Source organism: Burkholderia sp. LMU1-1-1.1 (genome assembly GCF_040675865.1).
Lineage (GTDB): Bacteria > Pseudomonadota > Gammaproteobacteria > Burkholderiales > Burkholderiaceae_D > Rugamonas.
Genome location: NZ_JBEGHG010000019.1, coordinates 1 through 14749 on the forward strand (window position 1 = coordinate 1; position 14749 = coordinate 14749).

At 61.8% G+C, this 14749-nt stretch carries 13 protein-coding genes; 6 read left to right on the top strand and 7 right to left on the bottom strand.

Going from position 1 to position 14749, the window contains the following annotated elements; translation table 11 throughout:
* Nucleotides 1–133: 133 nt before the first annotated feature.
* Complete coding sequence (locus MRBLMU1_RS17070) at nucleotides 134–1051, bottom strand: LysR family transcriptional regulator (RefSeq protein ID WP_363503602.1); 918 nt, start codon at nucleotides 1049–1051, stop codon at nucleotides 134–136.
* Nucleotides 1052–1190: 139 nt separating this feature from the next.
* Between MRBLMU1_RS17070 and MRBLMU1_RS17075 the strand changes: the two genes are divergently transcribed.
* Together MRBLMU1_RS17075 and MRBLMU1_RS17080 are read left to right on the top strand one after the other, a co-directional pair.
* A complete protein-coding gene (locus MRBLMU1_RS17075) occupies nucleotides 1191–1946 on the top strand; it encodes an SDR family oxidoreductase (RefSeq protein WP_363503604.1) in 756 nt (251 codons plus the stop codon).
* A gap of 185 nt (nucleotides 1947–2131) precedes the next feature.
* Nucleotides 2132–2839 carry a penicillin-insensitive murein endopeptidase gene (locus tag MRBLMU1_RS17080; RefSeq protein WP_363503477.1) on the top strand — a complete coding sequence of 236 codons (708 nt, stop codon included), beginning with the start codon at nucleotides 2132–2134 and terminating at the stop codon, nucleotides 2837–2839.
* A gap of 41 nt (nucleotides 2840–2880) precedes the next feature.
* Here the strand turns inward: MRBLMU1_RS17080 and MRBLMU1_RS17085 are convergent, their stop codons facing one another.
* Nucleotides 2881–3708: a ThuA domain-containing protein gene (locus tag MRBLMU1_RS17085; protein WP_363503479.1), complete on the bottom strand. Its 828-nt coding sequence runs from the start codon at nucleotides 3706–3708 to the stop codon at nucleotides 2881–2883.
* Between the two features lie 163 nt (nucleotides 3709–3871).
* Between MRBLMU1_RS17085 and MRBLMU1_RS17090 the strand changes: the two genes are divergently transcribed.
* Entirely contained in the window at nucleotides 3872–4201 is a 330-nt protein-coding gene (locus MRBLMU1_RS17090) for a cupin domain-containing protein (RefSeq protein ID WP_363503481.1), read from the top strand.
* Here MRBLMU1_RS17090 and MRBLMU1_RS17095 read toward each other — a convergent pair.
* On the bottom strand, nucleotides 4198–4737 hold the full coding sequence (locus MRBLMU1_RS17095; protein ID WP_363503483.1) for a DUF2867 domain-containing protein: 540 nt from the start codon (nucleotides 4735–4737) through the stop codon (nucleotides 4198–4200). The two genes, MRBLMU1_RS17090 and MRBLMU1_RS17095, sit on opposite strands and share 4 nt — an antisense overlap.
* Before the next feature lie 225 nt (nucleotides 4738–4962).
* On the opposite strand from MRBLMU1_RS17095, the gene MRBLMU1_RS17100 reads away from it, so the two are divergent.
* The 3 genes from MRBLMU1_RS17100 to MRBLMU1_RS17110 all read left to right on the top strand — a co-directional run bounded on the left by MRBLMU1_RS17100 (nucleotide 4963) and on the right by MRBLMU1_RS17110 (nucleotide 8384).
* Nucleotides 4963–6426: a lipopolysaccharide biosynthesis protein gene (locus tag MRBLMU1_RS17100; RefSeq protein ID WP_363503485.1), complete on the top strand. Its 1464-nt coding sequence runs from the start codon at nucleotides 4963–4965 to the stop codon at nucleotides 6424–6426.
* Between the two features lie 8 nt (nucleotides 6427–6434).
* A complete protein-coding gene (locus tag MRBLMU1_RS17105; protein ID WP_363503487.1) occupies nucleotides 6435–7364 on the top strand; it encodes a glycosyltransferase family 2 protein in 930 nt (309 codons plus the stop codon).
* A 90-nt stretch (nucleotides 7365–7454) separates the two neighbouring features.
* Nucleotides 7455–8384, top strand: coding sequence for a transporter substrate-binding domain-containing protein (locus tag MRBLMU1_RS17110; protein ID WP_363503489.1), 930 nt, complete (start codon nucleotides 7455–7457; stop codon nucleotides 8382–8384).
* Nucleotides 8385–8460: 76 nt separating this feature from the next.
* On the opposite strand, the gene MRBLMU1_RS17115 is transcribed toward MRBLMU1_RS17110, so the two are convergent.
* From MRBLMU1_RS17115 to MRBLMU1_RS17130, 4 genes are all read right to left on the bottom strand, one after another.
* Nucleotides 8461–11226: a TonB-dependent receptor gene (locus MRBLMU1_RS17115; protein WP_363503491.1), complete on the bottom strand. Its 2766-nt coding sequence runs from the start codon at nucleotides 11224–11226 to the stop codon at nucleotides 8461–8463.
* A gap of 223 nt (nucleotides 11227–11449) precedes the next feature.
* The gene (locus MRBLMU1_RS17120; RefSeq protein ID WP_363503493.1) at nucleotides 11450–12577 is read right to left on the bottom strand and encodes an acyltransferase family protein; all 1128 of its coding nucleotides are present in this window, start codon (nucleotides 12575–12577) and stop codon (nucleotides 11450–11452) included.
* 140 nt (nucleotides 12578–12717) lie between these two features.
* The gene (locus MRBLMU1_RS17125; protein WP_363503495.1) at nucleotides 12718–14259 is read right to left on the bottom strand and encodes a helicase HerA-like C-terminal domain-containing protein; all 1542 of its coding nucleotides are present in this window, start codon (nucleotides 14257–14259) and stop codon (nucleotides 12718–12720) included.
* A 159-nt stretch (nucleotides 14260–14418) separates the two neighbouring features.
* Entirely contained in the window at nucleotides 14419–14724 is a 306-nt protein-coding gene (locus MRBLMU1_RS17130) for an NIPSNAP family protein (RefSeq protein WP_363503497.1), read from the bottom strand.
* Nucleotides 14725–14749 lie beyond the last annotated feature (25 nt).

The window sequence follows — 14749 nt, forward strand, 5'->3', positions numbered from 1 at the left end:
TCTGCCTGCTTCAGGATGGCGATGATTTGGCTGTCGGTGAATCGGGAAGTCTTCATTGCAGAACTTTCAAAAAGCTAATTGAGAAAATTCTACTTCTGATGGCGATCATTTGCAGGGGGGATTACCGTTCGATCTAACCCGACAGCCCGATTGGGGCTGGCACCCGGCCATTGAAGGCCGGTATTAACAGAAACTTCTGCGTGATGAAATCCATGAACGCCCGTACCCGCGCCGGCATGAGCCGGTTTGCCGCATACAGGATATTGATCGGCACCGGCGGCGGCACGTGATCGCGAAGGATGAGCCGCAAGCTGCCGTCCCTTAATCCAGCCTCGAACAGCCACTGCGGGCCGCAGCCGATGCCAAGGCCGGCCGAAACCATCTCACGCGCCGCCTCCGGTGAATTGACACTGATTCTGCCCGACACAGGAACTTCACCACTCCGGAAGCGCCAGGTGCCGCCCGTTAAGAGCTGCGTGAAAATCACGCAATCGTGGTCACGCAAATCCTCTGGTTTTTCCGGACTGCCATGCGCGGCGATATACCGCTCGCTGGCGACGCAGACACGCTCGAATTGCCCGATGCGCCGCGCACGCAACGTACTGTCGTCGAGGTGGCCAATGCGGATGGCGAGCTCGAACCCTTCATCAACCAGATTGACGTATCGATCGCTCATCTGCAAATCAAGCGCCACCTCGCGGTACAGCCCCATAAACTCCGGCACATGTGGCAATACAAACGTATGGGCCAACGTGGTCGGACAAGCGACGCGTAACAAACCGGATGGTTCGACGTTGGCGCGAACCGCCGACTCCGATTCTTTCACCGCGTCCAGGATCGTGCGGACCTCCGCATAGTACCGCTCACCCTCTTGCGTGAGGCTCAGCTTGCGTGTGGAGCGATGCAACAGCCGAATCTGCAGGTGCTCCTCCAATGCGGCCACATACCGGCTGACGTTGGGCTGGCTGAGCCCCAAATCGCGGCCGGCCGCCGACAGACTGCCTAGCTCCACAGTACGCGCGAAACATGTCATCAATAAAAATCGGTCCATTTTCTTCATTCATACATTGGAAGCATGAATTATATGCATAAACCTGGGCTTATCCATTTTAGTGGATGAGTGCATGCTGACGACCTTGATGCGGCGCGTGGCGCCGGGTCGACAGTCACTCAACAATAAAGGAAGTCACATGTCTCGATTGCAAGGAAAACGTACGCTTATCACGGGCGGCACTAGCGGTATCGGTCTTGAAACGGCCAAGCAATTTCAGGCGGAAGGTGCGCGCGTTGTCGTCACCGGCGTCAATCCCGATTCCATCGCCAAGGCGAAGGCTGAACTAGGTTCCGAGGTGCTGGTGTTGCGCGCCGACTCGGCCGACGTCGCGGCGCAAAAGCAGTTGGCGCAGGCGGTGAAAGATCATTACGGCCAGCTCGACGTCGCGTTCCTCAACGCCGGCGTTTCGGTCTGGGCACCAATCGAAAACTGGACGGACGAGATGTTTGATCGCTCTTTCGATATCAACGTCAAGGGGCCGTATTTCCTGGTCCAGGCTCTGTTGCCAGTGTTCGCCAATCCCGCGTCGGTGGTGTTGAACACATCGATCAACGCGCACGTGGGCGCTGCGAACTCGTCGGTATATGCGGCGACCAAGGCTGCGTTCCTGAGCCTGTCCAAGACGCTGTCGAGCGAATTGCTCGGACGCGGCGTGCGATTCAACGCGGTCAGTCCCGGCCCGGTCGACACCCCGCTGTACGACAAGCTCGGCATCCCGGCGGCCTACCGTGATGAGGTCGGCAAGCAAATCGTCGCGAACATCCCGTTGGGCCGCATGGGAACACCGGAAGAGGTGGCAAAAGCCGTGCTCTACTTCGCCTCCGACGAGTCCAAATGGACCGTGGGCTCGGAGATCATTGTCGATGGGGGACGCACACTCAACGGCGAATAGGCAATCCTGCAGCGGCTCTGATTTGCCACTTCCGAACTCCCACTGGACGGCAAATCGACCGACCGAGCCAGATAATTCATAGCCGCTGCTCTCTTGATCTTGATCAATGCCCCTGATTGACCCGGTACGATGCGGTTTGTCCGACGTACAATCGCAGAGTGATAAGCATCAATCTGTGAGGAAAAATGAATCGGATCTTGCGGGCAGCACTTGTCCTTGCGCTTCCGTTGGCGACTGCCAGCGCCGCCGGCAGCACGTGCTACGGCGCGCCGGGCCAAGGGCGCCTGCAAGGCGGCGTACCGCTTCCCAGCCAAGGACAAAATTACGTCCCCTACAGCACGCTGGGCGTCGCGCTCGGCAGAACCTACGTGCACCAGACCGTACGCGATATCGTCGTCGACGCCTACGAGGCGATGCGGATCAGCGCGCCCGAAAAGCGTTTCATGTATGGCGAAACAGGTCTCGCAACCGGCGGGCCATTCAAGCCGCACCGAACTCACCACTCCGGTATCTCGGTCGACTTCATGGTGCCCGTAATCGACCGCGCACACAGGTCCGTGCTGCTGCCGACGACCATACAGAACAAGTTTGGCTACGGACTGGAATTTGATGACAGCGGGTCGCTGGATGATTTGCAGATCGACTTCGAAGCCATGGCGGAGCACATCTACCAACTTGCCGAAGCGGCGAAGAAGCGCCATGTGAAGATTAAAACCGTGATCTTCCAAAAGGAACTCAGAGAATTACTTTTTCAGACAAAGCGCGGCGGCGTGCTGCGGGACTCGGTGCCCTTCATGAAGACAACACCTTGGATCAAACATGACGAGCATTATCATGTCGAGTTTTCACTCGAATGCCGTCCACTCGGGGAGTATGGAAAAACCTCGAACTAAGTCAGCCCTCCCCGGCCTTGCTGACAAGTGACCGTGACCTTCTACTTCTGAGGTCGAATCACTGCGTCAAAACTGCCGTCGGCGTTCAGATGACCAGTCGCCCAGGCAACCCCTCGCGCGACCAGATTCAGATAACGCTTATCAGCCATGGTGTTCTCATTATGCGCCAGCGTCAGGCTGAACACCTTGGCCTTGGCCGGACCGTACTCGTGCGTCCAGGCCACCGTGAACTGCTGGCTGCGCTCGCTTTCCTTTACCGCATTCGACTGGATCCCCGCCAGAATCGGCGTGACACCGAAATCCGTCAGATTGTTGTAGAGCTCTTCGTTCGGCGTGGTCCACAGCTCCAGTCCCTTGGCGATCGGGTGCCCGGCGTTGATCGCGCTCAGTTTGATCGGCGACTGCGGCCCGTGGCCGGTGGACTGGATGCCGGTGAACGCGAACCAACGCGCATCTGCGGCGCCGGGCTTGGCCGGCTCACGCCAGGTTTCCAACCGATATGAATGCATCGCGCAGTGCAGGTTGACGGCCGGGACGCCGCGCCGATGCGGCGCCAACGCATTGTCGAGCGCAACCGTGTCGCCCGGTTGGGACGAGCACTCATTGTGGATGATCACATCGTAACCATCGCCATAGTTCGCGTTGCCGATAATCGGACGCCGGTCGGCGCCGCTCGTCTCGTTAAACAAGTGCGACACCTCGACATTGAGCTCCGCCTCCAGACCATTTTCCAGCAGACGGCGTTGTTCCGGATAGTTATGGTATCCACCACCGCTGACGATCAGCACGCGCAAGGGCTTGGCGGGCGCGGCCTGAACCGGCGGCGCGACGAAGGTGGCGGCGGCGAGCGCCAAAGCGATGTTCTTCATCTGTATAAAGTGATCGAAGTGGCAAGGGAACTCCACTATAGCGGGGCTCCGGGGTCAGGTCCACAATTTCTACACGAGCCGATGCATACGCGCGTCCTGTTGCCCTGCCGGTTATCGCAAGCGGTGCTAACATGGAAATTCACTCATCGACGTTGGAGGCATCATGGCTTTGGAACACGCGAAACCCGGAGACGTCATCGCATTGACACACGCGGGCGAGGACGCCTCGGCCTTTTCCTCCATAGCGCTGGCCAAGACGGAGCAGATCGAGTTGATCCGGCTGGTGCTGCCCGCCGGAAAAGAGATGCCCGAGCACCACGTCAAAGGCGAGATCACCTTGCTATGCGTGTCCGGTGAAATCGCGTTCACCACGCGCGGCCAGCCCGTCACGCTCAAGGCCGGTGAGATGCTGTACCTGGAAGGCGGCGCCCCGCACGCGGTCCGGGCGGTGGCCAATTCGGTGGCGCTGCTCACCATCGTCCTGCGCCACTAGGCCCGGGGCCAACCGACCCTTGCGGCACGACGCAGACTGGCTTTGACCACCATGCGATGAAACGGAGCGATAACCAGTATGTAGACACGCCCCAGAAGGTTGTGGCAATGCACCACCGTGGAAAGAGTCAGCTGGCGGCCGCTGTCGGGCGCCGCATCCGTCGAGCATAGAACCGACAACCTGAAATCAAGGTGTTTGTCGTCCTCCCCCAACACGATCTCGGTCTCGTTGGTGCTGTAGACCTTGAAGATTCCGACACGCTCGGACGTCTTCGCCCCGGCGGCGACCACCGCCAACTGCTTGCTCGTCTTCAGACCGAAACCGGCGACGAGCACATCCCGCAGGCCGAGAAGCGTTCCAATCCAAGATGGCTGCTGCGAGAAGATAAACCTTGCCAACACATCCGGATCGTTGGATGCGCTCGAGGGCAGCCGTATCGCATAGGCGTCGGCCAGGTTGACCGACCGATAAACATGGGTGACGCCAGACTCGACGGGAAGCGCGACCGGTGTCGCGAGCATGAATTCATTGACCATGTGTGCACCCTCGAGATTGAGCAAATGAAGAGTACTTCCGCTACGCGCGTATCCGCGTAGGAACATGACAAGAGTAACACTTTAACAGCGATCAGTTTGAAACACCCCGCCAACCCACATCGCCAGGGTTCGTTCCAAATCAATTCCCGAGAACAAAAATAGCAATACCATGCGAAGGCCCCCCTTACGCATGTTGCCGCCGCGTTCAATGCGGACCACCCGAGAATGAACGCGATTAAAAGTTCCCTGCTGATGTCGTTTGCCGAGAAGTACACCGTGCTGGTGATCGGCATGGCCGGCGGCATGGTCATCGCACGCCTGTTGACACCCGGCCAGATCGGCATCTTCTCGATCGGCGCCGTCGTCGTCGGCATCACCCAGATGGTGCGCGATTTCGGCATCGGCCAATATCTGATCCAGGAAAAGGACCTGAACACGGAGCGCCTGCGTGCCGCCTACACGCTGACGATGCTGATCTCCTGGAGCATGGCCGCCCTGCTCGCGCTGGCCGGCGATCCGGTCGCGGCTTTCTACGACGAGCCCGGTGTCGGCGAGGTCCTGCGCGTGCTGGCGCTCAACGTCCTGCTGATCCCGTTCGGCTCCATCACGCTGCCCGTGCTGCGCCGGCAACTGCGCTTCCGCGCGCTCTACTGGATCAACGTGGCCAACGCGCTGACCAACCTGGTGGTCTGCCTGGTGCTGATCAAACTGGGCTTCGGCTACCTGAGCCTGGCGTGGGCGGCGGTCGCCGGCAGCCTGGTGACGGTGCTGGCGAGCCTGCCTTTCCGGCCCGCCGACATGCCCTGGCTGCCCGGCTTCACCGGCATGCGCAAGCTGCTGCGCTTCGGCGCCTACGCGACCGGCTCGAACGTGATCGATGAGTGCGGGGTCGCCGCGCCGGACATGATCATCGGCAAGCTCATCGATGTCGAGGCGGTCGGACTGTTCGGCAAGGCGCAGGCCACGCTGAACATCTTCAACATGCTGATCACGCGGGCCGTCACGCCCGTGATCCTGCCGCTGTTCGCCGCCAACGTCCGCGACGGCCACGACGTCAAACGGCTGTACCTGCGCACCATCGCCTACATGGCGGGGCTGGCGTGGCCGTTCTTCGCCGTGCTGGCCGTGCTGGCCACGCCGCTGACGCGGCTGCTGTACGGCCCACAGTGGGATGCCAGCGCGCCGCTGGTGCGCGTCATGTGCGTCTCGAGCGCCACGTTCTGCCTGTTCAGCATGGCGCGCGACCTGTTCGTCGCCATGGGACAAGTGCGGCTGCGCGCGCAACTGGAGGCGATCGGCGTGTCGGTACGGATCGCCGGCATCGTCGTGGCGGCGCCGTTCGGGCTGGAGGCGGTGGCCTGGAGCATCGCCGCGACCTCACTGCTGCGCTCGGCCCTGCTGTACCGCAGCCTGGCGGCGCTGACCGGCATGCGCCTGGCGGAACTCGGCCGGGGCGTCGCCCGTTCGGCCGCCCTGACGGCGCTGACGGTGGCCGGCCCGGCGCTGACTATGCTGTCGCCCGGCCTCGACGACGCCAGCCCCGTAGTCCTGCTCGCGCTCGCCGGTTCTGCCTCGCTGCTCTGCTGGCTGGCGGGAATAGTCTTGCTCAACCACGAAATCAAGCCGGACCTGATGGCGACGACACGTCCACTGCTGCGCCGCCTGCTTCCGAAACCGGCACGGCGCTAGGACACGATATGCCACAGCACTCCGTCATCATGCCCGCCTACAACGGCCAAGCCTATCTGGCCGAGGCGATCGACAGCATCCTGCGGCAGACCTGCGCGGATCTCGAACTGATCATCGTCAACGATTGCGCGACCGACGCTTCGGCGGCGATCGCGGCCGAGTATGCCGCGCGCGACGCCCGCGTGCGCGTGGTATCGACGGCGGTCAATTCCGGCGCGCCCGCGCTGCCGAAGAACGTCGGCTTGTCTCTGGCGAGGGGCCGCTACATTTCCTTCTGCGACCAGGACGACGTGATGCTGCCGGACAAGCTGGAACACGCCACGCGCATCTTCGGGCAACATCCCGAACTGGACATCCTCTTCGCCGACTTCGAACCGTTCGGCGAGGCGCTGCGCGGGCAGCGCGGCTACCTGGCCCACAGGGAGTTCACATCGACGGCGCGCGACTACCTGGAGCCGCTGGGCGACGGGCTGTACCGGTGCCGCAACTTCTGGGGGTGCATGGCGGGCCTTCAGACCGGCATGAGCACGCAAACCATCCTGTGCCGGCGCGAGGTCATCGTCGGCCAGCGCTTCGACGTCCGTTACCGCATCCTGGACGACATCTCGATGTGGTACCGGTTCGCCGAAACGGCGCGGATCGGCTTCCTCGACCGCACGGTGGCCCGCTACCGCCACCACGACCAGGCGCTGACCACGGACGAAGCACTGCTCGCGCGCGAAACGCTCGCCTTCCACAAGGAAAATTACTTCCGCCAATCCCACCTGTTCAATGCCGCCGAGAACAAAAGGTACCGCAGCATGCTGGCCGGATTCCTGATCCGCGTCGCCTCTTGCCCCGATGTCACCAAACTGGAACAACGCGCCAATCTGGCCCAGTCGCTGATTTTCGAAGTCCGCCCGAGCACGCTGCGCTGGCTGCTGCAAACCTTCGCCTGATTTGCGGCAATTACTCGCGACAAAGCCGCAGCCGGGCTGGCAGGCGCCGCGCTGGTATTAGGCGGTGTTAAAATTTCCAGTATGCATTCATTGTTCAAGACACATTTCTCCCCTGGCACGCAAGTCAGCACCCCACGCAGGACCACCCTGCTGGCCCTGGCCACCTTGGCCGCCTCGGCATTTAGTACCCGCAACGCGCTGGCGGCACCCGAACCGATGGTCTATCGTTACTGGGACTGGGGCAAAACCCCGAAGCGCGACCAGTACCAGACCGCCGCCCTCAATCTGGCCCTGCAAAAGACGCTGGCGGCGTATGGCCCGTACTCGGTGGAGCGCGTGGTCGATACGATGAGCACCTCGCGCATCCGGCGCGAAATCCATTCCGGCAAGCGCATGAACGTTCATGCCGGCCCGTGGCGCGACCTGGACGCCGACGATCCGCTGGAGCGCGCCATCATGATCGGCACGCCGGTGCTGGGTGGCTTGCTGGGCTATCGCAGACTGATCGTACGCCGCAGCGACCTGTCGAAATTTAAAGACATTTCCACCGCCGGACAATTAAAACGGCTTGTGGCCGGGCAAGGCCGGGGCTGGGTGGACAACGCCGTGCTGCGCCACAATGGCTACCAGGTCGTCGACAGCGGCAACATCGCGACCTTGCTCGACATGTTGGTCAGCCACCGCTTCGACTACCTGCCGATCAGCGTGGTCGAAGCGGATTTCCTGATGAAGGAGCATGCCCAACTGGTCGACACCCTGGCGCTGGTGCCGGGGCTGATGCTGTACTACCCCTTGCCGGTGGTCTACTACGTCAGCGCCAACGAGCCGCGGCTGGCGCAACGGCTCGAGACGGGCCTGTCGATGGCCAAACGCGATGGATCGCTCGACGCGCTGACCGCGCGCTACTTCGCCAAGGAAATCGAACTGGTGAAAGCCAGCGCCGGCCGCTGCTTCACCCTGGCCCATCCGCTGCTGCCGAAAATCTACGCGTCGGAGCCGCCGCGACTGCTGGGGCGTTAGCGCAGGGCCGGCGCCATAAAAAAACGGCCGGGCCCCGCATGCGATGCGGAACCCGGCCGTTCTATTCAGGCGGGACTTAGAAAGCCATCCGCACGCCAACGTTCACACGGCGGCCCACATCTTCCAGCGTCAGGAACTGGCTTTCGTTGTTGGCGTACTCGCGCATTCTCGCGTTGTTCAAATTGATCGCATCGAGGTACAGCGCGATCTTCGGCGTGATGTTGTAGCGCAAGCTGGCATCGGTCTGGCCATACGCCGCGCGGTTGCGCGGCATGGTGCTGCCGCCGCCGCAATCGACCGAGAAGTGGTTACGCCAGTTGTAGCTCACACGCGCCGAGAACTGGGTGTTCTCGAAGAACAGCGAGCCGTTGTACGACTGTGGCGACAAGCCCGGATAACCGCAGGCCGGCGCACCGCCCGCGCGCTCGGCGCTGGCGTCCACGTAGGTGTAGTTGGCGGCCACGCCGAAGCCCTGCAGCCAAGGTATCGACTCGTCGAAGGCGTACTGGCCGGCGATCTCGATACCCTTGATCTTGCCTTTCTGACCGTTGCGGATGCGGGAGTCGTGAACGACTTCGTCGAACTGCGGTATCCGCATGTCCTGCAAGGTCGTCTCGAGGAAGTCGGAAACCTTCTTCATGAAGACGGCCGTGCTGACATAGTTGGTCTTCGACAGATACCATTCATACGACACGTCGAAGTTCTTCGACTGCATCGGCTTCAGGTAAGGATTGCCGCCGCCGGTCTGCACGTCGCCGAAGCGGCCGCCGTACCAGTTGTCCACGCTCATCTGGCTCAACGTCGGCCGGGTCTCGGTCTTGGAGGCGGCAAAGCGCAGCAGCATGTCCTTGGTCAGGTCGATTTTCAAATTGGCCGACGGCAGGTAGCTGTTATAGCTGTTGTCGACGGTGATAATCTGGTACGGTCCCCACTGCGAAATGAAGGTCGTGTCATTCGGGCTCTTGACCGCCGACAGCAGCACGCGGCTGGTGCCGGTGGAACTCGAGTTCACGCGGACCATGCGCATGCCGGCGTTGGCCGACCAGCCGCTGCCCTCCCAGCGCGTGTCGAGGAACAAACTCTTGACCTTTTCCTCCACGCCCCACGACGACGGCTTGGTGTAGTCGATCGCCATCGGGCCGTTCGGATACTTGGTCTTATCGGAATACAGCGCAGGGTCGTTGGACTGCGGCAGCAGCGACGGCTGGTTCAGGTAATTGATGTAGGCGTGCGGATCGAAACGCAGATACGCCGACGGCACCTGGGCGCCGCCGCCGAGGAAGTTTTCCAGCGGCGTCACGGTGAACAGGCTGGCCGGCAGGCCCACGTGGTAGCCGCTGAAGGCGTTCCACGAGTCGCTGCTGTAGGTCAGGCGGCCGACCTCGCGCTGCGAATAGCCGACACCGGTATCGGCGCCCTTGAAGTAGCCCATCTCGTGGTCCCACGACAGGTTCATGCGCCCTTCTTTCAACCTGTCGTGGAGGTTGACCTGGCCGTTGGAGACGGCGTGCGCGCGCACGGCCGTCGGGTCGGCCAGGCCGTCGCCGAAGGTGATGCTGGGCGTGCCGTTAAAGCTGAGCACGTCGCCGTTTTTCGGCACCATGCCGGCCACCACCCACATGTCCGGCGAGGCCGATGTCGAGCGCGAGGTCGACACATCGCCCTCCAGGCGCCATTCGTCGGCGATCTTCCATTTCGAATTCAGGCCGAAGGCGCGGGTGATCGACAGGCGGTCGCCCCCCTTGACGATCATGTCGTTCGAGTTCGCTTCGCCGAGCAGCTTGCCGGCGCCGGCGATCTCCGGATTGTTGGCGTAAAAGGTCGAGCCGGGGCGCAGGAAGCTGGTCACCTGGTCGTTGTTGTCGTACTTCACGCCGAGCTGGGTCGGATTATTCCAGTCGCTGACGGCGACCACCGCGTTTTTCTGGTCCAGACGCGAAAACAGGGCGTCGGCGCTAAGCTTCCACGTCGGCGACGGATTGTATTGCACCGCCAAGTTACCGACCAGGCGCTTGCGGCTTTCCTCCTCCTGCTGGAAGCCGTAGCTCTGCGGCATATACAGCTTGCGGGTGGTGACGTCGGCCATCGTCAACCCTTTGGAATTGAGGTCGCCGTTGATCATCGCCACGTCGCGGTAGTTCCAGGCGTCGGTGACGGCCTTGTTCTGCTTGGACGCGCGGTCGGTGTACGACACCGAGCCGGCCACGCCGAAGGTGCGCGCCTCGTTGGCGAACGAATACATGCCGCTGGCGTTGGGCGTGTACTTTTTCGAATTGTCGTCGTAGGAGCTGGACGCGTTGAACACCGTCGAATGCCCCACCTTGCCCGACAACGGACGCGCGGTCTGGATATCCACGGTCGAACCGATGCCGCCCTCGGGCAGGAAGGCCTGCGAGGTCTTGTAGACCAGCACTTTGGAAATCAGATCGGACGACAGCATGTCGAACGAGAACTCGCGGCCGCCGGTGTCGCTGGTCATGGTCCGGCCGTTGACCAGCACATTGTTGAATTCAGGCCCCAGTCCGCGCACCGAGATGTAGCGCCCCTCGCCGCCGTTGCGCTGGATTTGCACACCGGTCACACGTTGCAGGGACTCGGCGATATTGGTGTCGGGGAATTTGCCGGCGTCCTCGGCCGAAACGGCGTCGACCACGCCGTCCTGCATGCGTTTGGTGTTCAGCGAGGAACTGAGGGAAGCGCGAATCCCGCTGACGACGACTGTCGCGGAAGGATCGATAACCGGCTGATCGGCCGTTTGCGCGGAGGCGCTGAGGGAAATCACCATTTCGGCGATGAGGGCGGCTAATACAGTCTTCCGCATACGGGTCTGAGGCGTTGTCATTGTTGTCTCCTATGTTGTTATTGCAGTCCTTTTTTGTACTTGCCATGGCTGCATGACTTTCATATTACGCCCGCCTCAAGCATGCCAATCTATCATTTATTTGCAAATTCATATTCCAAAATCATATAACTAGCAACCTTGGCTTTTTGTTCCGGCGCGAAATGAAAAAAAGCCAACCCGTGATGGATTGGCTTTCGGCGCTACGGCGGAGGCTTGAAACCGTCTACGCGGGCGACGGACGCGGGACGCTCCGATCGCCGCCGCGTTGGACCAGGCGGGCCAACGGCGCCTCTACACAGCTGAAGAACACGGCCCCCGCCGCCAGGCTCGCGGCCCACGCCACGAGCATGCCGAACGCCTGCAATTCAGGCTCGGGCGGCACAAAACGGGTGAACGCCGCGTTCACCAGCAGGCATACCGGAAAATGTATCAGAAACACGGAATACGATATCCGCGCCAAACCGTTGACCACAGCCCATCCCTGACCACTAGATGTTGTTTTGGCGCGACCAAACAGCACCAAAACACAGGCGACCGCCATCGCCAGCGCGATGCGGCTGCGGAAATCGAGTGCCTGGGCGGCCAGCACGGGCAGAAATGCCATTCCCACGAGCAACGCGGCGGCGCCGGGTTTGCGGCGCGGATCGCTGGCCCACCAGGCCATCAGCCCTAAACCGTAGCTGCCGAAGAAATATGGCGCCCAGTTGTCCCAGTCGGCGTCCAGATTGAAGTACAACAGGGAAAGTGCGACGGCGAGCGCGATCAGGCCCGGCATCAGCCACGGCGACCGGCGGTCGGCGGCGACACGGCCCCCGATCCACAGCATCAGCGCCATCAGCGCATAGAGCTGGAAGTCGATGGCAACGTACCAGGCGCCCGCGGACAGCGAGGGATAGCCGAGCACACCGTGCAACAACAGCGCATGCGCGGCCAGCTGGCTCAGGGTGGCGGGCTCCGAGATGGAGTCATGCGCCATCAACTTGCCTGCCAGCATGGACGCGGCTGCGGCGAGTAATGTGGCAACCATGAACGGCGGTGCCAGCTTGGAATAGCGGCGCCAGATCGCGCCCAAGGGGTCGGCAAGGCCGGCGTGGCCCGTGGGCGCAAGGGATTTGGCGGCCAGAAAGCCGCCGATGACGAGGAAGGCCTGGACCGCGATGCGCGCACTGTCCCCCAGCCAATTTATTAGCGCCGGCAACATCGGTCGCACGTGATCGGCCATCGGACCATAGAAGGCGAGATGATGCAGCACGATCAGCTGCGCCGCCCCCGCCTTCAACAGATTGATCAAGCCAAACTGCGATGGCGGTCGTTTCTCCGCCCCAACCGCTCCTTTTACCACTAACGTCATTCCCATTCCTTGCCATGCCAAAAACCATTCAACAACATGTCGAAAAGCAATTAAATTGCTGTCAATGTTGTAGACCGGTCGCTATCATAGCCGAGGCTGGCATATCGGGGGCGCGCGCGTGGCCGTGTTACGTTAGGGAATTAACGTTTCTTCATGATCGATCCAAGCACGCCGCGAATGATTTCGCGGCCGACCTGGGAGCCGATGCTGCGCACGGCCGACTTGACCATCGCCTGCACCGCCGTGTCGCGTTTGCCGGTCTGGCCGAACAAACCGCCCAGCACGTCGCCGAACATCGAGCCGCCGGCGGCCTCTTGCGGTTGCTGCCGCGGTTGGCCCGGCGGCTGTTGCGCCGGCGACGTCGCGCGTCCGTCGGGCGCGTCCTGGGCCGAGCGGGCGCCGGCCGCCACCCGGCCGTTCAGCTTTTCATAGGCCGATTCGCGGTCGACCGTCTTTTCATAGACGCCCGCCACGATGGAACCGTCGATGGCGGCCTTGCGCTCGGCCGCATCGAGCGGGCCGAGCTGGCTGGCCGGCGGCAGGATGAAGACGCGTTCCACCATGCGCGGCGCGCCCTTCTCGTCCAGGAAGGACACCAGCGCCTCGCCCACGCCCAGCTCGGTGATCACCTGCGACACATCGAGCGCCGGATTGGGGCGGAACGTCTCGGCGGCGGCCTTGACCGCCTTCTGGTCGCGCGGCGTGTAAGCGCGCAGCGCGTGCTGCACGCGGTTGCCGAGCTGGCCCAGCACCGTATCCGGGATGTCGATCGGATTTTGCGTGACGAAGAACACGCCCACGCCCTTGGAACGGATCAGGCGCACCACCTGTTCTATCTTTTGCAGCAAGGCCTTGGGCGCGTCGGTGAACAGCAGGTGCGCCTCGTCGAAGAAGAACACCAGCTTCGGCTTGTCGAGGTCGCCCACCTCGGGCAGGTTCTCGAACAGCTCGGACAGCATCCACAGCAGGAACACCGCGTACAGGCGGGGCGCGTTCATCAGCTTGTCGGCGGCGAGGATGTTGATCAGGCCCTTGCCGCGCGCGTCGGTCTGCAGCAGGTCGTCGATGTTCAGCATCGGCTCGCCGAAGAACTGGTCGCCGCCCTGCTCCTCGATGGCGATCAGGCCGCGCTGGATGGCGCCGATGCTGGCCGCGCTGATGTTGCCGTAACTGGTCTTGAAGTCCGCCGCGTTGTCGCCGACGTGCTGCAGCATCGCGCGCAGATCCTTACTATCGAGCAGCAGCAAACCGTTGTCATCGGCGATGCGGAACACCAGTTGCAGCACGCCCTCCTGGGTATCGTTCAGGTTGAGCATGCGCGCCAGCAGCAGCGGGCCGAGGTCGGAGACGGTCGCGCGCACCGGATGGCCCTTTTCGCCGAACACATCCCAGAAGGTCACGGGGCAGCCGGCCCACTGCGGCGTCTCCAGCTTGAGCGCGCTCAGGCGGGCGCCCATCTTCTCGCTCAGCGCGCCTGCCTTGGCGATGCCGGACAGGTCGCCCTTGACGTCGGCCATGAAGACCGGCACGCCGATCTCGGACAGCGACTGCGCGATCTTCTGCAAGGTCACGGTCTTGCCGGTCCCGGTGGCGCCGGTGATGCAGCCGTGGCGGTTGACCAGGTTGGACAGCATGTCCAGTGAAAGAGTGTCGTTCTTCGCGATGGTGATAGGAGTCGGCATGATCGTTGTGGGCAGCTATATGTTGGAGAAACGATCATACCGCACGTGACAAGGGGGTCAAGTCTGTCATTCGGACACAGGCACAGCTGTCGCGTGCACCTTATTGCTCAGGCCGTGTCCGAATGACAGACTTGACCCCGACGTTAAGCTTATGAAAACTCACTCAAAGACAGGCCGGAAGAAGCTGCGCTCGTAGCTGACGATGCAGCGGGTTTCCTCCGCGTATTTGAAGGCGGCCTGGCACTCCGAGTCATGCTGAGATTTGGTCCGGTACTCTTCATAGGAGGCGAGCGATGGAAACGTGAACATCGCCAGCGCCACGTTGTTGGCGCCTTCCGACGGAAGAAAATATCCGTGATGCTGGCCGCCAAACTTTTCAACTAAAGGTATCCAGATTTTCCCGTAGCGCTCGAACTCGTTGAGCTTGTGTGGATCAATCACGTAGCGCAGATAGCAGGTAACCATGAAAATCTCTAATTGAAAACTTTGA